The organism is Sorangium sp. So ce124 (assembly GCF_051525235.1).
In the GTDB taxonomy this organism is placed as follows: domain Bacteria; phylum Myxococcota_A; class Polyangia; order Polyangiales; family Polyangiaceae; genus Sorangium; species Sorangium atrum.
The window spans coordinates 3,898,768-3,920,886 of record NZ_CP150312.1 but is presented as its reverse complement, the minus strand read 5'-3'; the positions used below and the strand labels follow the sequence as shown (position 1 = coordinate 3,920,886).

Below are 22,119 nucleotides of genomic sequence, written 5' to 3'. Positions count from 1 at the left end.
ACGGTATGAGCACCACCCTGACCATCGCGAAGCGGGAGTTCCGCTCCAACTTCGATTCCCCACTGGCCTATGTCGTGATCTGCTTCGGGCTGATCGCGCTCGGCCTCATCTTCTTCTTCATGAACGGCGGCTTCTGGCAGGCGGATCGCGCCTCGCTCGTGCAGCTGTTCAGCTGGGCGCCGATAGGGCTCTCCTTCTTGATCGTCCCCGTCATCACGATGCGGCTCCTCGCGGAGGAGAAGCGGAGCGGCACGCTCGAGATGCTGATCACCCTGCCCGTGCAGGACCACGAGGTCGTCCTCGGCAAGTTCCTCGGCGCGTGGGGGCTCGTCCTCGTGCTCGTCTTCTCGACGATCCTCTATCCGATCATGATGTTCGTGTGGCCCTGGCACCTCGGCGCGCTCGACAGCGGGCCCGTGCTCTCGGGCTACATCGGCCTCGTGCTCTACAGCGCGGCGGCGGTCTCGATCGGCCTCCTCATCTCGTCGCTGACCGACAGCCAGGTGATCGCGTTCTTCATCACCTTCCTGGTGCTCGGGTTCCTGCACGGCGTGGACAACTTCGCCGACTACGCCCCGTCGTTCCTCCGCGACTTCCTCTCCTTCATCAGCTTCGACACCCGCCTCACGCCGTTCGCGCGCGGCATGGTGTCCACTCGAGACATCGTCTTCTTCCTCTCGGTCACCGCGGGCAGCCTCATGGCCGCGTTCAGGGCGCTCGAGCGCAGGAAGTGGGCGTAAGGACCAACCATGGAACGGAAAGCCAAAGCCGCGACGCAGACAGGCGTCTACCTGGCCATCGTGGCCGCCATCCTCGTGGTGGCCAACGTCATCTCGTACGGCGCCTACAAGCGCTTCGACATGACGAAGACCGAGAGGTTCACCCTCTCGAAGGGCTCGGCCCACCTCGTCCGCGAGGGGCTCAAGCAGGATCTCCAGATCGACGTCTACGTCACCCGGGGGCTCCCGAAGCACGAGGCGTTCATCCAGGACCTCACCGACCTCATGAACGAGTACGAGCAGGCCTCGAACGGCAAGCTCCACTACGCGATCATCGAGGCGAAGACGGACGAGCAGCGCGCCGCCGCCAAGGAGGCGGGCCTGCAGGAGGCCGCGTTCGGCGAGGGGAGCGAGACCGGCCAGGATCAGGCCACGATCACCCGCGGGTTCATGGGCATCGCCTTCAAGTACGGCAGCGAGAAGGAGGCGATCCCGATGCTCTCGCCGGACCAGGCGCAGGGCCTCGAGTTCTGGATCACGAACACGATCCGCGAGATCCGCGACAAGGCGGACGCCATCGACACCAAGATCGGCATCGTGACCGGCAAGGACGAGATCAAGCTGACCGACGCGAACCTCGTCGCGGCGCAGGGCGGCCGGGGGGGCGGCCCGTCGATGCGCGCGCTGCTCGAGCACCACTTCCCGTTCTACAAGTTCGAGGACGTCGACCTGAAGGGCGGCGACAGCGAGATCAACAAGGAGCTCGCCGGCCTCGTCATCACGCAGCCGGGCAAGGAGTTCACCGAGAAGGAGCTGCGCCGCATCGACCAGTTCATGATGCTGGGCAACAAGGCGCTCGCCGTGTTCGCCGGCGCGGTGAACCTCAAGGCGTCCGATCCGGCGATGAAGGCGTCGCTCAACACCTGGGGCCTCGAGAAGCTGCTCGACGGCTACGGCGTCGAGATGAAGAAGGAGGCGATCCTCGACTGGAGCCGCTCGATGGCCATCCCGGTGCAGACGCAGTCGGGCCAGATGATGTGGTTCCGCGCGCCGGGCATCCTCCAGCTCCAGGAGGACAGCCGCTTCGACGAGAAGGAGCAGATCCTCGACTCGTCGTTCCCCGGCTTCTTCCGCCTCCCCGAGCTCGCCTTCCCCTTCCCGTCGACCCTCGTGCCGCACCCGGAGAAGCAGCCCGAGGCGACGATGAAGGTCGTCGCGCGCTCGACGCCGAAGACGACGGTCGACGTGTCCGAGGCCATCGACATGAAGTTCTCGGCCGACTGGAAGCCGAAGGGCGAGTACGCGCAGCGCGCGATCGCCGTGACGATCGAGGGCAAGCTCAAGAGCGCCTTCGGGGGCCAGGAGGGGCTCGGGATCAGCGCTCCCGCGGAGAGCGCGGACAAGGGCCGGATCCTCGTGCTCTCGGCGTCGCAGTTCCTCGCGAACCCGTTCGCCCGCTCCGGCAACCCGCCCCCCATGCCGCCTCAGATGGCGATGATGGGCGGGATGGGCGGCGACGAGGATCTCCTGATGCTCTCGCAGCCGTACGCGCAGAAGTACCTGACCGCCACCATCCTGGCGTTCAAGAACACCCTCGACTGGATGGCGGGGGACAGCACGCTGCTCGCCGCGACCGCGAAGATGTTCGGCGACACGAACCTGACCTACGCGGGCATCGAGAAGCCGAAGCAGGAGGCCACGGACGACGAGGCCACCCTGGCCAAGAAGGCCGAGGAGTACCGGGCGGAGCGCAAGACCGTGCAGCAGCGCGTGCAGTGGTCGCTGACGCTCCTGCCGGCGGCCCTCTTCGCCGTGTTCGGCCTCATCCGGTGGCGGCGTCGCGAGAGCGCCCGCGAGAACATCACGCTCGACTGAGCCAGAGCCCCATCGGGTGAAAGAGCCATGAAGACCGAGCACAGAATCTACATCGCCCTCGCCGTCCTCGCGCTCCTCGGCCTCGGCGTGTACTTCACGCAGAAGAAGCAGAAGGACGAGCTCGCCGCGCACTCGGCGACCGCCGCCACGGCGGATCTGCCGAAGGTGGGCGTCTCGAAGGAAGACGTCGAGAAGGTCACGAAGATCGCGATCAAGAACGCCGACAAGTCCGACGTGACGCTCGAGAAGAAGGGCGACACGTGGGAGGTCACGAAGCCCGTCAACGCCAAGGCGAACGCGGCGAACGTGCGGAGCCTCCTCGACAACCTGAAGGAGCTCAAGCTGAAGGAGATCATCGACCGGACGAACGGCACGTACCCTCAGTACGAGCTCACCGACGAGAAGGCGGTCCACGTCGTCGCGTACAAGGGCGAGGAGAAGGCGCTCGACCTGTACCTCGGCAAGAGCGGCTCGCGCGGCCAGATGGCGCGCGTCGACGGGAAGGACGGCGTCTTCGTCGCGGGCGGCTACTCGAGCTACCTCTACACGCGGGAGCCGAAGAACTGGCGCGAGACGTCGATCCTCAAGTTCGAGGACGAGAACGCGATCCAGGTCTCGGTCGAGAACAAGAACGGCCTGTTCAGCTTCTCGAAGAACGGCGACAAGTGGGCCGGCACGTTCGCCCAGCGCGACAAGGGCGGCAAGCTGGGCGCGGCCTCCGCGAAGTGGGAGAAGTTCGACGAGGCCAAGGTGAAGGACCTGCTGCGCGCCTACAAGAACCTCGGCGCGGAGGACTTCGGCGACGAGAAGTCGGACACCGGGCTCGACGCGGCGGCCTCGAACGGCGGGATCATCACGATCAAGCTCAAGGACAACGCGGGCGACTTCACCGTCAAGGTGGGCAAGATCGCGAAGGGGTCGAGCCGCTACGCCACGAAGGAAGGCGGCGATGGCACGATCTACGTGCTGTCGTCGTGGTCGGCCGACTGGGCCCTCGCAGAGCCGAAGAGGTTCGAGAAGACCGAGAAGAAGGACGACAAGAAGGGCGAAGACGCCCATGACGACGAGGCGGCGGGCCACATGGGCCTGGACGACGGCGAGTAGCCGGCGACGTCGCGCATGAGAGCGGGAGGCGCTGGGAGACCGGCGCCTCCTGGCATTTTGTGCGCCCGTAGCTCGAAGCCGGGTCGCCATCTCACCGGCGCAACCAGGCGACCTCCGCAACCGGGCAACCTCAACCTGGGTCGGCAACCTCAACCTGGGTCGGCGCCATCTGCTGGTGTGACTCCCGCACCACGCGAACCTCAATTCGCACTCGAGGGCCGATGTGACGAATATTCGACGCACTCTGCGCACGGTTTTTCGTCACCCGTGACTATCGCGCCCTGGCGAATCCGAAGCGTACACGGCGGAATCAAGCTCAAACCCTGGATTCCCGTGTTTTCTGTTTGCCCTGGCTCGATTTTCGCTTATGGCTGCGCTCACTCAGGCCCCCGCTGTCCTTATCGGACGGATCACAACGTCCGGCCGGCCTGAGCCGCCAGAGAGCCTATGCGCACGTTCGTCGAAGTCCTTCAGCAGAATTCGGTGCACGCCGACCGCGCAGTCACGTTCGTTCGCAGCTCGGGGGAGGAGCGAGCGATCACCTACGCCGAGCTCTGGATCGAGGCGAGGCGCCGGGCCTACGCGCTTCGCAAGCTCGGGCTCCGCAAGGGCGACCGGGTCGCGCTGATCCTGACGGAGGCCGACGAGTTCGTCCTGACCTTCGTGGGCGCGCTGACGGCAGGCATCGTCGCCGTCCCGATGTACCCGCCGCAGTCGCTGGCCAAGCTCGAGGCGTACGGCGAGACCGTGCAGCACATCCTCGAGGCGTCAGGCGCCAGCGTGCTCGTCACGAACGAGCAGCTCAAGGAGATGATCGACGCCTACCTCGCGGCGAACGGCGAGAGCCGCGAAGCCCTCCCAGGGCTGCGCGTCGTCCTCGAGCGTGACCTGCGCGCGCCCGACGCGTTCGACGCATCGGACGCGGGCGAGCCGTGGCGCGTGTCCCTCGACGACCTCGCGTTCCTGCAGTTCACGTCGGGGAGCACCTCGCGGCCGAAGGGCGTGATGGTGACCCACCGCAACCTGACGGTGAACAGCCACGCCATCATGTTCGACGGGCTGCGCTCCACCCCGGAAGATCGCGGCGTCAGCTGGCTGCCCCTCTACCACGACATGGGGCTCATCGGCTTCGTCATCGCGCCGCTCTACGCGCTCGTGCCGGTGATGTTCCTGCCGACGACGGCGTTCATCCGCCGCCCCTCGCTCTGGCTCGACGCGATCCACAGGTTCCGCGGGACGATCACCTTTGCCCCGAACTTCGCCTTCGCCCTCGCCACGCGCGCCGTCACCGACGCGCAGGCGGGCAGCTGGGACCTCTCCTGCGTGCGCGCGCTCGGGTGCGGCGCCGAGCCGATCCAGGCCGACGTGCTCCGCGCGTTCCTCCGCCGCTTCGGCGAGCGGGGGCTCCGCCCGGAGAGCATCCTGCCCTCGTACGGCATGGCCGAGGCCACGCTGGCGATCACGTTCAGCGACCTCAAGGCCCCGCTCACCACCGATCGCGTGGACGCGAAGGCGATGCAGGCCGGCAAGGCGCGGCCCGCGAACGGCGGCGCGTCGCTGGAGCTCGTCTCCTGCGGTCGCCCCCTCCCCTGCCACGAGCTCATCATCGCGGGCCCCGACGGATCGCCGCTCGGCCCGCGCGAGGTCGGGGAGATCTGGGTGCGCGGCCCGAGCGTCGCCGCCGGCTACTTCAACGAGCCAGAGGCGACCGAGGCCGCGTTCGGAGGGGGCTGGCTGCGGACAGGCGATCTCGGCTATACAGTCGCCGGCGAGGTGTACCTCTGCGGCCGCTCCAAGGATCTCATCATCCTGGGCGGCAAGAACTACTTCCCCCAGGACATCGAGCGCATCGCGTCCTCCGTCGAGGGGGTGCGCGAGGGCCACTGCGTCGCGTTCTCGTGCCTCACCGCCGAGGGGGCCGAGCGCGCGATCGTCGTCGCCGAGGCCAAGCGGAGCGTGGCCGGCGTCGCGCAGGCGATCACCCAGGCCGTGCGCGCCCAGCTCGGCGTGCAGCTGTCCGAGGTCGCGCTGATCAAGCGGGGGACGCTGGCGAAGACGTCGAGCGGCAAGGTGCGGCGCCGCGAGATGAAGCGGCGCTTCGAGGCCGGCGAGCTCGAGGTCGCCTCGGAGTTTGATGAGGGCGCGACGCCCTCTCCCCATGGCGACGTGGTCCGCGCGGGCGGCCCTGTGTCGCGAACCGAAGGGGGCCGCGCGGGCGGCGCCCCGGCACGTGTCGAAGGAGTCATCGATGGGATCCAGTAAGGCCGAGGTCGAGGTCAGCTACGACGTCTCGAACGAGTTCTTCAGGCTCTGGCTCGACGAGCGCATGAACTACACCTGCGCCGTCTACGAGTCCCCCGAGCAGTCGCTCGAGGCCGCGCAGCTGAACAAGCTCCGGATCCTGTCGGACTTCGCTAAGGCGGGGCCTGGGAAGAAGGTGCTCGACATCGGCTGCGGCTGGGGCGCGGCGCTCGAGTACGTGGCCACGGCGCGCGGCGTGACGCGCGCGGTCGGCGTCACCCTGTCCACCGCGCAGGCCGCCGAGGTCAACGCCCGGAAGATCCCCGGCGTCGAGGTGGTCGGCGGCGACTTCCGGACCTTCACGACGGCCGAGCGGTTCGACAGCCTCATCTCGATCTGCATGATCGATCACCTGTGCTCGCCGGAGGAGGCGCGACAGGGCAAGGCCATCGACATCTATCGGGCTTACTTCAAGAAGGCCTGGGAGCTCACGAGCAAGGGCGCCTGGTTCGGCCTCCAGACCATCCTCCGCAACCGTACGCCGCGGATGACGCCCTGGGGTGGGCTCCCCGGCGGCACGAAGAAAGAGCTGGAGGACATCTACTTCGTCACGCGGGAGATCTTCCCCGGGGGCCTGAACCCTCGGCTCGAGGACATCATCCAGGCGGCGAACCCCTACTGGGAGGTGATGCAGGTGAACACGCGGCGCGAGCACTACCAGCGCACCACCGCGGAGTGGCTCCGCCGGCTCAAGCTGAACGAGAAGACCATCCGGTCGACGTGGGGGGACAAGGTCTTCGACGACTACGATCGTTACCTGTCGACGTGCGTGAACGCGTTCGACAAGCACTACAGCTCCCTCGCTCAATACGAGCTTCGCAGGATCGACTGAACCATGACGGACAAGACCAATCTGCTCGAGATGTTCAAGACGGTTGCCGCCCGGGTGGACAAGCGCGAGTTCCCCAATGTCACCGCGACGTCCGTGATCACCGAGCTCGGCATCGACTCGCTCTCGATGATGCAGATCGTCGGAGAGATGGAGACCGAGCTCGGGATCATGATTCCGGACGAGGATCTGGTCGAGCTCATCACCGTGGGCGACCTCTGCAAGAAGGTCGGGGAGCGGCTGGAGGCGATCGTATGAGCCGGCTGGAGGAGAAGATCTTCCAGGAGTACATGACGTTCTTCGAGAAGGCGGAGCGCGAGCGCCGCTGGAACGTCTTCCAGGACATCCCGTGGGAGCGCGTGAACAAGGACGCGAGCGAGGAGCTCGCCCTGTGCGCGGAGACCTTCTGCTCGGTCGAGATGTACCTGCCGGACTACGTGGCGAACGGCATCAACCTCGTGCGGAAGTACTTCGGCCAGGCGTGGTTCCAGGCGAACTGGGCCTATGAGGAGTCGAAGCACTCGCTCACGCTGATGCAGTACCTCCTGCGCTCCGGCAAGCGCACGGAGGAGCAGCTCACCGATCTACAGAACCAGATCTTCGAGAAGAAGTGGGACCTCCCGTTCCACACGCCGCGGCAGATGACGTTCTACGGCTGCGTGCAGGAGATGGCGACGTTCGTCATCTACGTGAAGCACCGGGAGCGGGCCGCGGCGGAGGGCGACGAGTGCCTGCGGGCGATCTACGACTACATCGCCCGCGACGAGATCGCCCATTGCCGCTTCTACCAGAGCGTCATCAAGGTGCTGCTCGAGGAGGACCGGCCGGGGACGCTCGCGGACATGGCGCACGTGTTCGCGAACTTCGAGATGCCGGGCGTCGGGATCGTCCCCGACTACGACTCGCGCATCCTGAAGATGCGCGAGGCCGGCGTCGACCGGAACGTGTTCATCCAGAAGGTCTACATGCCGATCCTCAAGTACCTCGGCGTGAGCCGGCACGAGATGCTCGCCGCCCAGCGCACCGCGCTCGATCTTCGCCGCGGCGGTGAGGGCCGCCGTGACACCTCGATCGAGGGCCGCGCAGGCGCTCCCAACCTGGACAACGCCGCGCCCCAGGTGCTGTCCGCCTGAACCCTTCCACCTCCTCTCCCCCAACGAACACGAGCAGTCCGATGCGAAGGCGCGTCGTCGTGACCGGGATCGGCGCCGTTTGCCCGCTGGGCAACGACGTCGCCACCACCTGGCAGAACCTCCTCGCCGGCCGGTCCGGCGTGGACTACATCCGCGATTTCCCCGTCGACAGGCTCCGCAGCGACATCGCGGCCAGCGTGAAGGGGTTCGATGTCGGGCGGTACCTGTCGCCCAAGGAAGCGGAGATCTACGGCCGCGTGACCCACTTCAGCCTCGCGGCCGCGGTGGAGGCGCTGCGCGAGGCGGGCATCGTGCCGCTCGAGCGCGCCCCTGCCGCGGACGACGAGGCGGAGCGCGCGGGCGCGCGGGCACAGGGCGCGCCGCCGCTCGCCGCCGCGCCGGCGAGCGGCCTCGACCGGACCCGCATCGGGTGCCTGATGTCCACGGGCATGGGGTCGGTCGAGATCTTCGAAGAGCAGGTCGCCAGGAGCGCGGCGCGCGGCCCGCGGGCCGTGTCGCCCTACTTCATCCCGGGGGTCATGCCGAACGGCGCTTCGGCGCTCATCTCCATGCGATACGGGCTCATGGGGCCGTCGTACAACCTCGCGAGCGCGTGCGCGACGGGCACGCACTCGATCGCGACCTCGGCCCTCATGATCGAGGCGGGCGAGGCCGACGTGATGGTCGCGGGGGGCGCCGAGGCCGCGACGCGCCTCAACACCGTCGCGGGGTTCGGCAATGCGAAGGCGCTCGCCAAGGCCGTTGACGGCGACCCCGCGCGCGCGAGCCGCCCGTTCGACCGGCGCCGCCAGGGCTTCGTGATGGGCGAGGGAGCAGGCGCGCTCGTGCTCGAGGAGGAGCAGCACGCGCTCGCGCGCGGCGCGAAGCCGCTCGCCGTCGTGGCCGGCTTCGGGATGACCACGGACGCGGAGCACCTGACGCGGCCGCACTCGGGGGGGCTCGGGCTCGCGCTCGCGGTGGAGCGCGCCCTCGCCAGGGCCGGCACGGCGCCGGAGGCGATCGGCTACATCAACCCGCACGCGACCTCGACGCCGCAGGGCGACGCCGCCGAGGTGCTGGCGCTGCGGCGCGTCTTCGGCGAGCGCCTCGCGCGCATCCCGATCTCGGCGACCAAGTCGATGATCGGGCACCTGCTCGGCGGTGCCGGCGCCGTCGAGACGATCGCGGTCGTGTGCTCGCTGCGCGACCAGCTGCTGCACCCGTCGATCAACGTGGATGAGCTCGATCCGGAGTGCTCCCTGGACGTCGTGCGGGAGCGGCGGGCGGTCGATCTGCGTCACGCGGTGAAGTGCTCGGCGGGCTTCGGCGGGCACAACTGCGCGCTGGTGCTGGAGCGGGCGTAGCGCCCGCGACGCCGGCACGGCTGGCGGACGGCTGGCGGCCCCCCGCGTCCGGCCCTACGTGGGGCCCATGGCAGCCCACAAGAACAGGCTCGCGAGCGAGTCGTCGCCGTACCTCCTGCAGCACGCGCACAACCCGGTCGCGTGGTACCCGTGGGGCGCGGAGGCGCTCGATCTCGCTCGCCGAGAGGACAAGCCGATCCTCCTGTCCATCGGCTACGCCGCCTGCCACTGGTGCCACGTGATGGAGCGCGAGTCGTTCGAGGACGAGGCGATCGCCCGGGACATGAACGACCTCTTCGTGAACATCAAGGTCGACCGGGAAGAGCGGCCCGATCTCGATCACATCTACCAGCTCGTCGTGCAGCTCATGGGCCGGAGCGGCGGCTGGCCGCTGACGGTGTTCCTCACCCCGGACCAGCGCCCCTTCTTCGCGGGCACGTACTTCCCGCCGAAGGACGCGCTCGGCATGCCCGGCTTCCCGAAGGTGCTCGACAAGATCGCCGACGCCTTCAGGAACCGGCGCGACGACGTCGAGCAGCAGGCGCAGGAGATCACCGAGGCCATCGAGCGCGCGCAGCGCGCGCCGGCGCGCGCCGCAGGCGGCGTCGCGCCCGCGTCGTCGGATCTGCTCCGGCGCGCGTCGCGGCAGCTGCTCGCGCGCCTCGACCCCCGCCACGGCGGCATCGGATCGCGGCCGAAGTTCCCGAACACGATGGCGCTCGACGTGCTGCTCCGCCGCGGCGTGCTGGAGGGCGATCGCGTCGCGGCGGAGGGCGTCGAGCTCACGCTGGACAGGATGCGGGACGGCGGCATCTGGGATCACCTGCGCGGCGGCTTCCACCGCTACTCGACGGACGAGCGCTGGCTCGTGCCCCACTTCGAGAAGATGCTCTACGACAACGCGCTCCTCCTGCGCCTCTACGCCGACGGGTTCCGCGCGTTCAAGAAGCCGATCTACGCCGAGACGGCGCGCGAGATCGTCGGCTACCTGTTCGCCGAGATGCGCGATCCGGAGGGCGGCTTCTACGCGTCGCAGGACGCCGACTCGGAGGGGAGCGAGGGCAAGTTCTTCGTGTGGACGCTCGATCAGCTCCGCGACGCCGTCGGCGAGGATCGGCTCGCGTACGACGTGGCCCGCCTCGTCTTCGGCATCACCGAGGAGGGCAACTTCGAGGACAGCGGCGCGACGGTGCTCTCGCAGCACCGCACGCTCGATCAGGCCGCGGCGGTCATCGACGAAGGCGCGGGAGGGGGCTCCTCGACCCACCTCGATCGGTGCCGCGAGGCGCTCGCGCGCGCCAGGGCCGCGATGCTCGCGGCGCGCGAGTCGAGGCCTCGGCCGGCGCGCGACGACAAGGTGCTCGCGAGCTGGAACGGGCTGCTCATCGGGGCGCTCGCCGACGCGGGCCGCGCGCTGGACGAGCCCGCCTGGGTCGACGCCGCGGCGCGCGCCTTCGCGTTGCTCGAGCGGAAGCTCATCCGCGGCGGCCGCGTCGGTCGTTACCTCAAGGACGGCGCGCCCGCAGGCGCAAAGGGCGAGCGCGGCGGCTCCGGCGCGGCCCTGGGCGACGTCCGGCCAGGGTTCCTCGACGATCAGGCGTACCTCGGGAACGCGGCGCTCGATCTGTACGAGGCCACCTCCGACCCGCGCTACGTCGGCGTCGCGCGCGCGATCGCCGACGCGATGATCGCGCACCACTGGGACGAGGCCACGCCCGGGTTCTTCTTCACGCCGGACGACGGCGACGCGCTGATCGCGCGCACGCAGGACATCTACGACCAGGCCGCGCCCTCGGCCGCCTCGATGGCGGCGCTCCTCTGCCTTCGCCTCTCCGAGATCGCCGACGAGCGTTACCTGTCACCAGCAGAGCGGCAGCTGGAGGTCCTCGCGCCGACGGCGCTCGAGAACGCCTTCGGCCTCGGCCAGACCGTGTGCGTGCTCGACCGCCTGACGCGCGGCGCGGTGACGATCGTGGTGATCGGCGAGGCGAGCTCGGCGGCGGCAGCCGAGCTCACGCGCGAGGCGTTCGAGGCGTACCTGCCGAACCGGGCGATCGTGCTCGTGGATCCGGCTCGGCCGGAGAGCGCCGCGGCGGTGAAGGTCGTCGCCGAGGGCAAGCCCGCGCGCCCTGGCGAGGCGGTCGCCTACACGTGTCGCGGGCGGACGTGCTCGGCGCCCGTCACGACGCCGGCCGACCTCAGGGCGCTGCTGGGGTAACGCGGCACGCGCTGAGCTCGCACGGGCCGCGATCCGGGGCGCTCCTGCAGGTGCATCCGGACACCGGGCCCGGCGCGTGCGTCTGCGCGCATCCACGCCCGACGCCCTCGGCGCGGCCCTCGCTCGGAGCGCAGGCCTCCACGTCGAGCCTCGAGTCGTCGTCGAAGTCCGTCACGAAGGTGCAGCTGCAACGGTAAGGCGTGCCCTGCTCAGGGCGGCACGCCGACGAGAGCACCACCCACAGCAGGGCTCCCGCGCGCGCCGCCCGGACGGGCCATCTACGGCGTGACGGTGCCGCCACCCTTGTCGCCGCCGGCCTTGGTCCCACCCGTGTTGCTCTCGCGGATGTGGAACTCGACGCGCCGGTTCTTCTGGCGCCCGGCCTCGGTGCTGTTGTCCTCGATCGGACGCTTCGGACCAAAGCCCGCCGCCGTGAGCCGCGCCGGATCGATGCCGCCCCGCTCGATGAGGTACGTCCTCACCGAGTGAGCGCGATCGTTCGAGAGCTTCTCGTTGAGCTGGTCCGAGCCCCGGTTGTCGGTGTGGCCCTCGATCGCGACGAGCGTGATCTCGGGGTTCACCTTGAGGAGCCGGACGACCTCGTCGAGGATGCTGTAGCTGTTCGGCAGGATCCTCGCGCTGCCGGTCGCGAACTGCACCTGCTTCAGGATCTGGATCTCGCTCGACCCCGTGATGCGACGGATGAACTGCGGGCAGCCGTTCTTCGTCGGCTCGGGGCTCGGCTGGCCCGGCTCCTTGGGGCAGGCGTCCTTCGCGTCCGGGATGCTGTCCTCGTCGGCGTCGTCCTCCGGGCAGCCGTCGGCGTCGTTGATCTTGTCGAAGTCCTCGGGCTGATCCGGGCACTTGTCGCTCGTGTCGGGGATGCCGTCGCCGTCGCGATCGGGCAGCGCAGGGCAGCCGTCGTCGGGGTTCGGCGGCTTGCCGTCCTCGGGATCGGTCGGGCAGAGATCGATGTCGTCCGGGAGCCCATCCTTGTCCGTATCCGCGGCGCGCGGCGGGACCGCCTGGAAGCGCCTGCCGGGAGACACGGGCTCGACGTCCGAGATGCCGAACGAGTAGCCGATGGCCGCGACCATCCGGAAATCCGGCGCGTAGCCGCCCGACAGCCGCGTTCCGGCGCCGACCCCGAGCCACCCCTTCTTGCGCTGATCGAGCGCGAGCCGCCCCTCGGCCATCCACTCCAGCGGCGTGTTGTCCCCGGTGAACGTCGTGCCCCGGCCGAGGCCCGTCGATCCGAAGATCTGCGCGCCGAGCCGCAGCGTGCCGTTCCGGAGCGGGAGGAAGCCGCCGATCCCCCACCTCCACTCGTTCGTCACGGCGAAGTCGTTGAGCGACGAGTACGGACGGAAGTGCACCCCGGTGTTCAGGACGAAGAACATCGACTTGAGATCGATCTCGCCGGAGAGCCCGATCATCGCGCTCGCGGCGTTGTCGCCCGAGAACGAGAGCTTGCTGCCGGTCGGCACCCACGCCGTCGCGTTGGCGCCCAGCTTGAAGAAGCGATCCTCGGTGCGGTACAGGATCGCCCGCCCGTCGAGCCGTATGTCCATGAGCGCGGCGGTCGAAGGGCTCGCCGCGTCCTCTGCGCCGGCGACGCTCGGGTCGTTCGTCGGGTTGCTCGTCTGGAGGGCGATGACCGGCAGCCCCACCTGGAACGAGAAGCGGTCGAGGAGCTCGACGCCCCCGTTGAAGTAGCCGATGAGCTGCGAGGACACCGGCGAGCCGTGTTCCCTGCTGAACCGCCCCGCGGCCTGCTCGTCGTTCAGCATGTTCTCGACCCGGAAGGGATTGAGGCCGAGGCCGAGCCCGAACTGCCCGAAGAAGCGCGTCTCCGGCGCCACCTGCGGTCGCCAGAGCGCGATCGAGTCGTCGGGAGCGCCGGCCATGTAGAGCCGGTCCAGGTAGAACGTTCTCGTCTGCGCGCTCACAGGGAGCGCGCTCAAGAACAAGGCTCCCGCCGCAGCAGCCCCCAGCGCGCGTCGCTTGACGCCCCGTGCGGGCGCGTGCTGCTTTTCCCCCTCATGTCCTCCGGTGCGCGTCAAATTCCCTCCTGTGACCCGCTTTCGAACGGCCGTCGCGGTCGATCGGAGGCTACACGCTAACCCAGGCGTCTAGAAAGGTGAGAGAGAACGGCGAACCCGGGCAAGGCGCGTACAAGGCGCGTACGTACAACGCGCGGTAAAGGCGCGGTGACCGCGCGGTAACCGCGCGTCACCATGTCATCCGGTGTTGACCTGAGCCGAACGTCATGCTTTCTTGCGCGCCCGCTTGACGTGCGGCCAGGATGCCGCCGTTCGCGGTCCAGACCGAGGGACCACCAGCCATGAAGCGCACCTACCAGCCCCATAACACCCGCCGCGCCCGGACCCACGGCTTCCGTGCGCGTATGGCGACCGCCGGCGGTCGCAAGGTCATCAACAACCGTCGCCGCAAGGGCCGCGCCCGGCTCTCGCCCACCATCTACAAGAAGTAACGCGGCGGTGATGGCGCCAGCGCACCCGCGCTCGTCGGCGTCCTCCTCCTCGTTCCCACGCGAGCGCCGCATTCGCAGGCGGGCTGAATTCGTCCGCATCCAGAACGGTGGTCATCGCGTCAGCACCCGCCACCTGCTGATCCTCGTCGCGGCCCCCACCGAGGGCGCCGCTCGCGGCGGGGCCCCCCGCGGCGGCGGCGTGAAGAGCGCTGCCGCGCCCGTCCCATCGGGGCCGTCGCGCCTGGGCCTCGTCGCCTCGCGCAAGGTGGGCGGCGCCGTGTCACGCAATCGCGCGAAGCGCCTGCTCAGGGAGGCGTTCCGGAGATTCCCGGAGCTCTTCCCGGAGCGCGTCGACATCGTGGTGATCCTCCGCACTGGCGCCGGCTCGCTCGGCCTCGATGACGTCCTCGCGGAGCTTCGGGGCGTGGTTCCGGTGCTCCGCCGCCGGGCGAGGGAGGCGCTCACCGCCGCGCCGCGCGCGCGAACGGAGCCCATGGCCGAGCGCAGCGCAGGCGATCCGCCGGCGCCTGCGCCAGGCCAGGCCGACCCGACCGACAGCTAGAAGATGGCGGGGCATACCTTGCGCCGTGGTGCGCTGGGCCCCAAGCTCATCGCTCTCTCACGGCTCACCGCATGCTGGCGACGCTCCTCCTCGCGCTGATCCGCGCCTACCAGATGACGCTCTCCAGGCTCATCGTGGCGTTGATGGGCCCGGTCTGTCGGTTCGAGCCCTCCTGCTCGCGCTACGCCGCCGCCTGCATCGTGGACCACGGGGCGCTCCGGGGGAGCTTGCTTTCGCTCAAGCGACTGTGTAGGTGTCACCCGTTTCATCCAGGCGGGTTCGACCCTCCGCCACCACCTCGTCTTCGCCGTGCCGCGGCTGCCCGGATGCCGCGGCAACGGGACGCTGACCCGCGGGATACGACACGCTGTTCGTCTACTGGCGCGGAGCTCGCCTCGCACGCCTCATCCCCTTGTCGAGCGGGCTTCAGCGGCCGGGTCACCCTCATGGACTAATCCCGCTCGGCCATCGACAAGGCCCCCGGCGGCACGGCGCCCGACACGACGCGGAGCGAAGCCCGCACGGAGCGACCCTGGGCAGCCTCGTGAGGCGTCACGAGACGCCCGCAGCGAAGGGCGCGGCTCGAGATCCTGGGATCGACGAAGGACTTCATGGAACGCAGCAATATCGCCAAATGGCTGTTCCTCGGCCTCGCCATCATCCTGTTCTTCCAGTTCGGCAAGCCGCTCCTCTTCGGCCATAGCGCGCCGCAGCTGCAGCCGCTCGACGTCAACGACAGCACGGCCCCCGCCGAGCGCGCGCCCGCGGAGGCGTGCGTCATCGACGGAGATCGCTTCAAGGCTGAGCTGTCGACGCACGGCGGGTCGCTCCGGCACCTCTGGATGACGGACCCGAAGTACACGACGGGGAACGGCGAGCGCAGGCCGATGGACCTGGTCACGACCTCGCTCGAGTCGCGGATGCCTCTCAGGACGGATCTGCGCCTGCCTGGTGGCAGCACGCCGCAGGTGCCGTTCGACGATCTCGACTGGAAGCTCTCGGCGCAGGACGGCAAGAGCTGCACGTTCACCTACGCCGACGACGCGACGAGGCTCACCAAGGTCGTCGCGGCCACGGGACGCCCCTTCGAGCTCTCGGTGCAGATGACCGTCGAGAACCTCGCTCAGGAGCCGCGCAAGCACCGGCTCTCCGTCGAGCAGACCTCGTGGCGAACCCAGAAGGAGACGGAGGGCCACCTCGGCCTGATCTCGGAGTGGATCACCGAGACGGTCGCCGCGACCGACCAGAAGACCGAGCGCCAGCACCCCGACGCCTTCGAGCCTGGCGACTTCAAGGACCCGGAGTTCACCGCCGAGCGCTGGCGGCGCACCCCGGGCAACGCGCGGTTCGCCGCGGTCTCGAGCAGCTACTTCAGCAAGATCGCGATCCCGCTGGAAGGGCCGGGGCAGCCCACGGCCGAGACGCAGATCGAAGACATCTGGGATTCATCGAAGTTCCAGGACAAAGGCAAGGACCCGAACTTCGGGCACGTCTATCGCGCGCGGCTCGCCTATCCGGAGCAGGAGCTCGCGCCCGGCGGCGCGGTGACCTACAAGCTCCTGTCCTTCACCGGGCCGAAGGAGCGCGATCTGCTCGCCGCCGTCGACCACGGGGCGAGCGAGGTCATCAACCTCGGCTGGTTCTCGCCGATCGCGAAGCTCCTCGTCTCGTACCTCTATGTCCTCCACCGCGCCGTGGGCAGCTGGGGGTGGGCGATCGTCCTGCTCACCATCACCGTCCGGCTCCTGCTCTTCCCGCTGAGCATCCAGCAGATCAAGAGCGCCGCGGCGATGCGCAAGCTCAAGCCGGAGATGGATGAGATCAACGCGAGGTACAAGGACGACGCTGCCCAGCGCGGCCTCGCGATGCAGGAGCTCTGGCGCAAGAACAAGGTCGCGAACCCGGTCATCGGCTGCTTCCCGATGCTGCTCCAGATGCCGGTATGGTTCGCCCTCTACACCGCGCTCCAGACCGCGGTGGAGCTCTACCACACCCCGTTCGGCCCTGTGATTCCGGACCTGTCGGCCCCGGGAAAGTACTTCATCATTCCCATCGTCCTCGGCGGCTCGAGCTTCATCCAGCAGAGGCTCATGCCCCCGCAGGGCGACCCGGCGCAGCAGAAGATGATGATGTACCTGATGCCCGGCATCTTCACCGCGATGATGCTCTTCCTCCCGGCCGGCCTCGGCGTTTACATGTTGACGAACACCTGGCTCGGCATCGGCCAGCAGGTGCTCGTCGAGCGCTACCTGAAGGCGAAGAACGAACGAGCCGGCGGCATCAAGGTGCGAGAGATCGCGAACGCGGAGCCCCAATCCGCGATGAAGAAGACTCCGGGCGACGACGACAAGTCGGCCCCTGCTCTCGGAAAGGGAAAAGCACGTGTCCGTGGATAGTGAAGTTGCCGAAAGGGGAATCGACGCGGCGGACGTCGATGTCGATGCCGAGGCGCAGGGCGCTGGCGACGCGGCCGAGTTCGAGGAGGACGGGCGCGCCGATATCGCGCTTGACTTCGTGATCGATGTGCTCGCGGCGATGGGCATGGACTGCACCGTCGACCTCCTCGAGAACGAGGAGGAGGATCCGCCCGAGGAGATCCGGCTCGAGATCGAGGGGAAGGACGCGGGCCGCGTGATCGGCAAGAAGGGGCAGACGCTCTCGGCGCTGCAGTTCCTCGCCAACCGCGTGATCAACCGGCCGGGCAAGAAGCGGCGCCACGTGATCATCGACGCCGAGGGCTACCGGCAGCGGCGCGAGGACACGCTCTCTTCCATGGCGCGCAGGCTGGGCAAGCAGGCGGTCGAGGAGGGCAAGATCATCACCTTCGAGCCGATGAACCCGCAGGACCGCCGCGTCGTCCACCTCGCGCTGGCGAAGTTCCCCGGCGTCGTCACGAAGAGCGACGGCGAGGGAGAGGCCCGCCGCGTGCAAATCATCCCCGTCCGCCGCTGAGGCAGAAGGCCCGGCAGGAAACGCGCACCAAGCGCGCACGCGCACTACACGCGCACTAGGAGCGCGCACCAAGCGCGCGCATCAAGAACGACTGCGCCGCTGCCGGCGTTGACACCGGATCGCCCGCATGCATAATGCCGCACCTCTCCGGTACCCCCCGGGGAGGTGCGCGGGCACGCGCTCGCGCCCATGTTCTACGGAACCGCAACCGGGTTCCGTCTGCGTTCATCGCGTGAAGCACGAGGGCCGCGCGCGGCCCCCGCTCCGCCGGACGCAGTCCACGAACGGCGGCGGCCCTGCCCCCTTGAGCACGGGCACGGGACCGCGAAGACGGATCCCCGACCCTTTGAAGGATTGACCGACCATGCAGACCTCGAACATCCTCGCGAAGATCGAAGCTCCCCTGTTCCGCGAGGGGATCCCGGATTTCCGGGTCGGCGATACGGTGCGCGTCCACTACCGGATCGTCGAGGGCGAGAAGGAGCGCATCCAGGTGTTCCAGGGTGTCGTGCTGAAGCGCCACCGCGCCGGGGTCCGGAGCACCTTCACCGTGCGCAAGGTGAGCTTCACGGTCGGCGTCGAGCGCATGTTCCTCCTCCACAGCCCCCGCATCGACAAGGTCGAGATCGTCTCGCGTGGCGTGGTCCGCCGCTCGCGGCTCTTCTACCTGCGCAACCTGGCAGGCAAGGCCGCCCGCGTCCGCGACGCAAAGGATTGATCCCGCCGGCCGGCTCCCCGGCCACGTGGAGAGCGCTCCCGCAGAGCAGATTGCCAGGGGGACAGCCGGCTCCCTGCTTCGATCGCGCGCGCAAGCATCCATGGCGCAGCGCGGAAGCGGCTGCGCGCTGGACGGTGACGTGTGCATGCACGCGCACGCACCGCGTTGCCGGCCTCTAGCAAGGGTTCCCGCATACTTCTTCCTTGATCCTCGGCCGAGCGGCCACGGTATGCTCGCGGCGGCGGTGCCCCCGGCGCCGCGAAACCCGAGAAGGATCACCATGCTCTGTCCGCGTTGCGGTGCGCCCGCGACCCCCGCCGATAAATTCTGCGCTGTGTGCGCCTCGCCGCTCGCCCCGCCCGGGCCTGGAGCGTTCGGGGCTCCGCCTCCGCCGCCGCCTCCTCCTCCGCCGTTTCCTGCTCCGGGCTTCGGGGCGCCCCCCGAGCCTCCCCCGAACTATAGCTCGCCGAGCGGCGGTTTTGGTCCGCCCCCGCCGGCGCCGTTCGGGGCTCCTCCAGGCTCGCCTCCCGGGTTCCCGCCGGCGCCCGACGGCGGCCCGGCCGGCTTCGGTCCGCCTCCGCCCTTCGGGCCGCAGCCTGGTGGTTTCGGAGCGCCCCAGCCACCCCCTCCTGTACCGCTGAAGCCGCCGCCGTTCCCGCCGGAGCCGCCGATCTACGGCGCACCGGGCGGCGGCTATGGCTCGGCCCCGGGCTTCCCTGAGCAGCAGCAGGGCAGCTATCCCGGCCCTCCGCTCCCGCGGCCCGGCTTCGGCCCGCCCCCGCAGCCCGGGTTCGGTCCGCCTCCGCAGCCGCAGGGCGCGCGCTGCGTGCAGGGGCACGCGATCCCGGCGGGCGGCTCGTTCTGCATGGAGGGAGGCCACCCGATCGCCCTCGACGGCATCCAGATGAGCGGCGATCCCTTCAACCAGACGGCCTATGCGCCCAACCAGCAAGGGGCGTCCGCGCCGCCGCCGATGCCGCAGCCGAGCGGCAGCGGAGCCTACGGCGAGCCGCCGCAGCCACAGCAGAACCTCGCCCCGCCGGGCCCGCCGCCCGCGTACATCCCGCCTCCTCCCGCGGTGCGCCCGCCGACGCCGGCGCCGCCGAGGGCCGTGGGGCAGGAGAGCCGCCGCGCCCTCGCCGGCTTCCTCGTCAGCTTTCAGGACGACGCGCTCGGCAGGTTCTGGCCGCTCTGGCAAGGCAAGAACATCGTCGGCCGCGCCGAGACAGGGCAGAAGGTCGACATCGAGATAGCGCACGGCACGACCTCGACGCATCACGCGACGCTCGAGGTCGACGGCGGTCGGATCGTCCTCGCCGACCTCGGCTCCACCAATGGGACGTTCCACAACGAGGAGGCGATCGGCTTCCAGGGCCGGCGCGAGCTGCGCGATGGCGACAAGATCCGCTTCGGCGGGTTCAGCGTCATCCTGCTCAGCGTGGCCGCGCGGGCCTGACGGGCCCATCGCACGAGGAGAGGCGTTGCCGAGCCTGGCCCCCTTCCCCCGCGACGTTCGACCGGCACCTGGCGCCCCTGCCAGGCTGCGTGAAAACCAACCGGATAGCCGCCGCCAGCGCGCGGCGGCCGCCCCGCTCGCGCAGGGAGCGCTCCTCGGCTCCCTCGCGCCCGCTGGAGATCCCCACGCATGACTCCCTCTCATGACGCGACTCGCCCGATCCATTCCATGAGCGCCTCCGCCCGTCGCGGCAGGCGCGAGGGCAAGGCCCTGCGCTGCGCGAAGCTCCTCGCGCTCGCGGCCGCTGTCCTCGCGCTCCTCGCCGGACAGCGCCGCGCCGAGGCCGCACCCGAAGCGCACTTGCTCCGCATCGACCCGCGCGCGAGCACCGTGGACGGCTCGCCCGTGCTCACGACCGTGCTCGAGGTCGTGCAGAACAAGCGCCTCAGCGACCTCACCCGCAACTGCGCCGCGCTCACGGGCAACGCGAACCTCGACTGCGTCGCCGACGCGATCGAGCAGCCGTCGGCGCTCTACTCGTCGTTCGACTTCCCGGACAAGAACGCGATCCTCTCCGTCACGGTCGACGGCACGGATCTGCCGGCGAAGTTCGAGTCGAAGGCGCGGTGGGGCGACAGCGCCGGTCAGCCGGGCGTCGGGACGGCGTGGCTGATCCTGATCGACGCCGCGTCGAGCATGGGCGCCCGCTTCGACGAGGCGAAGTCGGTCGCGAGCGCGTTCGTCAACGCGATGCAGCCGAACGACATCGTCGACGTGATGTTCTTCAACGATCGCGGCATCGTCGAGGACTCGAAGTGGGTGAGCAACAAGCAGGCGGCGGCGCAGGCGATCGCCGGCGTCGCGCGCACCTACCCGACGCAGGGCCGCACGCGCCCGCTCTTCACGATCATCAAGAACGCCGCGACCGACGCGTTCAAGGAGCTCGGCAACGCAGGTCAGGGCGTCCAGGTGCCGATGCACCAGGCGATGGTGGTCCTCTCGAACGGCTCCGCCGGCGCGGATCCCAGCTCGACCGCCGCCGCGTCGAACCTCCTCCGCGACTACCTGACGAAGGGGCGGTTCCCCGAGAACAACGACGTCCTGCCGAAGACGCCGGTGCCCGTCATCTCGATCTGGTTCCCGAGCCAGCTCGTCGAGGAGTTCACAGCGAACGCCCGCGAGTTCATGGAGGGGATGGCGAACACCGAGATCGGCGGCTTCTTCAGCGTGGTGCGCGACGGCCAGCAGCGGCGCGCGGCCAACATCGTCAACGCGATCCGCACCCGCTTCAACAAGATGCACATCGTGAAGTGGCGGGTCTCGTGCGTCGCGCCGAGCATCACGCAGACGTTCAAGCTCGCCTTCATCAACACGGATCCGCCGATCGCGGGCGACGCCACCTTCCAGAACGTCCCCGTCGGCATCGATCCGACCGCGTGGCCGCTCGACGTCGACCGCGACGCGACCGACCGCGCGGCGAAGAAGACGCCGATCTATCCCGGCGGCACGGTCAAGATCTTCGGCAACTTCTGCTGGGGTGGCAACGCGCAGCGGGCAGAGATCTACATGGTCCCGAAGAACCAGGCGGCGCCGCAGTCGCTGCAGGGCGGGAACATCGAGGACGCGAAGAAGGCCCAGCGGACGCTGATCGAGGGCGGGATGCGCGGCAAGGCGGTCTCGGCCGGCGACAGCGTCGTCGAGTTCGAGCTCCCCGACACCGACAAGTTCCTCGTGGGCAAGGGCGACCAGACGACGGCGCGCCTCATCATCTACGACAACCAGGCGCGGCGGACGAGCGCGGTCACGGCCGACAAGATCCTCACGCTGAAGGCGAAGGAGGCGCCGCTGCCGTACCTGCTCATCGGCGGCGTGACCTTCGGCGGCGTCGTCATCGTGCTGCTCCTCGTCTCCATCTTCCGCGGCGGCGGGAAGCGGCGCGGCGGCACCGTGGCGGCCGCGCCGCCGAGGCCCATCGTGGCGGGGAGCGGGCCGCCTCCGCCTTACGCGCCCGCGCCGCCGCCCCCGGGCGACTTCGGCGGCTACGGCGGCGGGCCGATGATGGGGCCCCCCATGGGCGGGGTCAGCCGGGCGACGCTCTCGGGCCCGGCGGGCATCTTCACCGTGCACCCCGGCGCCGAGGTGCGCGCGGGGCGCGACGGCGCGTCGTGCCTGATCGCGCTGTCGGAGCCGCGCGTGTCCGGCACCCATGCGAGCGTGAAGCTCGAGGCCGGCCAGCTGTTCGTGCGGGACGAGAACTCCAACAACGGGACCTACGTGAACGGCCAGCGAATCGCCGCGGCCGTGTGGACGCTCGTGCCGCCCGGCGCGTCGTTGCGGTTCGGCCCCGTCGAGTTCAGCGTCCGTTTGGAGTAGCGTGTCCGGGGCCCGTTCTCG

At 69.4% G+C, this 22,119-nt stretch carries 18 protein-coding genes; 17 read left to right on the top strand and 1 reads right to left on the bottom strand.

Going from position 1 to position 22,119, the window contains the following annotated elements; translation table 11 throughout:
• Nucleotides 1–5 precede the first annotated feature (5 nt).
• From WMF19_RS14880 to WMF19_RS14840, 9 genes are all read left to right on the top strand, one after another.
• Nucleotides 6–740 carry an ABC transporter permease gene (locus WMF19_RS14880; RefSeq protein WP_272103419.1) on the top strand — a complete coding sequence of 245 codons (735 nt, stop codon included), beginning with the start codon at nt 6–8 and terminating at the stop codon, nt 738–740.
• Nucleotides 741–749: 9 nt separating this feature from the next.
• Nucleotides 750–2,594 (top strand): GldG family protein, encoded by a 1,845-nt coding sequence (locus WMF19_RS14875; protein ID WP_437899719.1) that lies wholly within the window; start codon nt 750–752, stop codon nt 2,592–2,594.
• A 27-nt stretch (nt 2,595–2,621) separates the two neighbouring features.
• Entirely contained in the window at nt 2,622–3,698 is a 1,077-nt protein-coding gene (locus tag WMF19_RS14870) for a DUF4340 domain-containing protein (protein WP_437899718.1), read from the top strand.
• Nucleotides 3,699–4,181: 483 nt separating this feature from the next.
• Entirely contained in the window at nt 4,182–5,960 is a 1,779-nt protein-coding gene (locus WMF19_RS14865) for a fatty acyl-AMP ligase (RefSeq protein ID WP_437899717.1), read from the top strand.
• Entirely contained in the window at nt 5,947–6,831 is an 885-nt protein-coding gene (locus tag WMF19_RS14860) for a class I SAM-dependent methyltransferase (protein WP_437329230.1), read from the top strand. The genes WMF19_RS14865 and WMF19_RS14860 overlap by 14 nt, the downstream gene beginning before the upstream one ends.
• A 3-nt stretch (nt 6,832–6,834) precedes the next feature.
• A complete protein-coding gene (locus tag WMF19_RS14855) occupies nt 6,835–7,086 on the top strand; it encodes an acyl carrier protein (RefSeq protein ID WP_272103411.1) in 252 nt (83 codons plus the stop codon).
• The gene (locus WMF19_RS14850; protein WP_437899716.1) at nt 7,083–7,961 is read left to right on the top strand and encodes an acyl-ACP desaturase; all 879 of its coding nucleotides are present in this window, start codon (nt 7,083–7,085) and stop codon (nt 7,959–7,961) included. The genes WMF19_RS14855 and WMF19_RS14850 overlap by 4 nt, the downstream gene beginning before the upstream one ends.
• 41 nt (nt 7,962–8,002) lie before the next feature.
• Entirely contained in the window at nt 8,003–9,325 is a 1,323-nt protein-coding gene (locus WMF19_RS14845) for a beta-ketoacyl-[acyl-carrier-protein] synthase family protein (protein WP_437899715.1), read from the top strand.
• A gap of 67 nt (nt 9,326–9,392) precedes the next feature.
• Nucleotides 9,393–11,543 (top strand): thioredoxin domain-containing protein, encoded by a 2,151-nt coding sequence (locus tag WMF19_RS14840; protein WP_437899714.1) that lies wholly within the window; start codon nt 9,393–9,395, stop codon nt 11,541–11,543.
• A 278-nt stretch (nt 11,544–11,821) separates the two neighbouring features.
• On the opposite strand, the gene WMF19_RS14835 is transcribed toward WMF19_RS14840, so the two are convergent.
• Nucleotides 11,822–13,507, bottom strand: coding sequence for an OmpA family protein (locus WMF19_RS14835; protein ID WP_437899713.1), 1,686 nt, complete (start codon nt 13,505–13,507; stop codon nt 11,822–11,824).
• A 380-nt stretch (nt 13,508–13,887) separates the two neighbouring features.
• Here WMF19_RS14835 and rpmH point away from each other — a divergent pair, with 380 nt between their 5' ends.
• From rpmH to WMF19_RS14795, 8 genes are all read left to right on the top strand, one after another.
• Nucleotides 13,888–14,037 (top strand): 50S ribosomal protein L34, encoded by a 150-nt coding sequence (gene rpmH / locus WMF19_RS14830; protein ID WP_272103402.1) that lies wholly within the window; start codon nt 13,888–13,890, stop codon nt 14,035–14,037.
• A gap of 10 nt (nt 14,038–14,047) precedes the next feature.
• Nucleotides 14,048–14,599 (top strand): ribonuclease P protein component, encoded by a 552-nt coding sequence (rnpA, locus tag WMF19_RS14825; RefSeq protein WP_437899712.1) that lies wholly within the window; start codon nt 14,048–14,050, stop codon nt 14,597–14,599.
• Between the two features lie 71 nt (nt 14,600–14,670).
• Nucleotides 14,671–15,054, top strand: coding sequence for a membrane protein insertion efficiency factor YidD (gene yidD, locus WMF19_RS14820; protein WP_276598071.1), 384 nt, complete (start codon nt 14,671–14,673; stop codon nt 15,052–15,054).
• Between the two features lie 156 nt (nt 15,055–15,210).
• Entirely contained in the window at nt 15,211–16,995 is a 1,785-nt protein-coding gene (yidC, locus tag WMF19_RS14815) for a membrane protein insertase YidC (RefSeq protein ID WP_437899711.1), read from the top strand.
• Entirely contained in the window at nt 16,988–17,551 is a 564-nt protein-coding gene (locus WMF19_RS14810) for a protein jag (RefSeq protein ID WP_437299560.1), read from the top strand. Before yidC ends, WMF19_RS14810 begins: the two co-directional genes overlap by 8 nt.
• Nucleotides 17,552–17,915: 364 nt before the next feature.
• Entirely contained in the window at nt 17,916–18,269 is a 354-nt protein-coding gene (rplS, locus tag WMF19_RS14805) for a 50S ribosomal protein L19 (protein WP_012235149.1), read from the top strand.
• Nucleotides 18,270–18,549: 280 nt separating this feature from the next.
• Nucleotides 18,550–19,725: an FHA domain-containing protein gene (locus WMF19_RS14800; RefSeq protein WP_437899710.1), complete on the top strand. Its 1,176-nt coding sequence runs from the start codon at nt 18,550–18,552 to the stop codon at nt 19,723–19,725.
• A gap of 228 nt (nt 19,726–19,953) precedes the next feature.
• Nucleotides 19,954–22,098, top strand: a complete 2,145-nt coding sequence (locus tag WMF19_RS14795; RefSeq protein ID WP_437899709.1) for an FHA domain-containing protein — start codon at nt 19,954–19,956, stop codon at nt 22,096–22,098.
• The last annotated feature ends 21 nt before the right edge of the window (nt 22,099–22,119 follow it).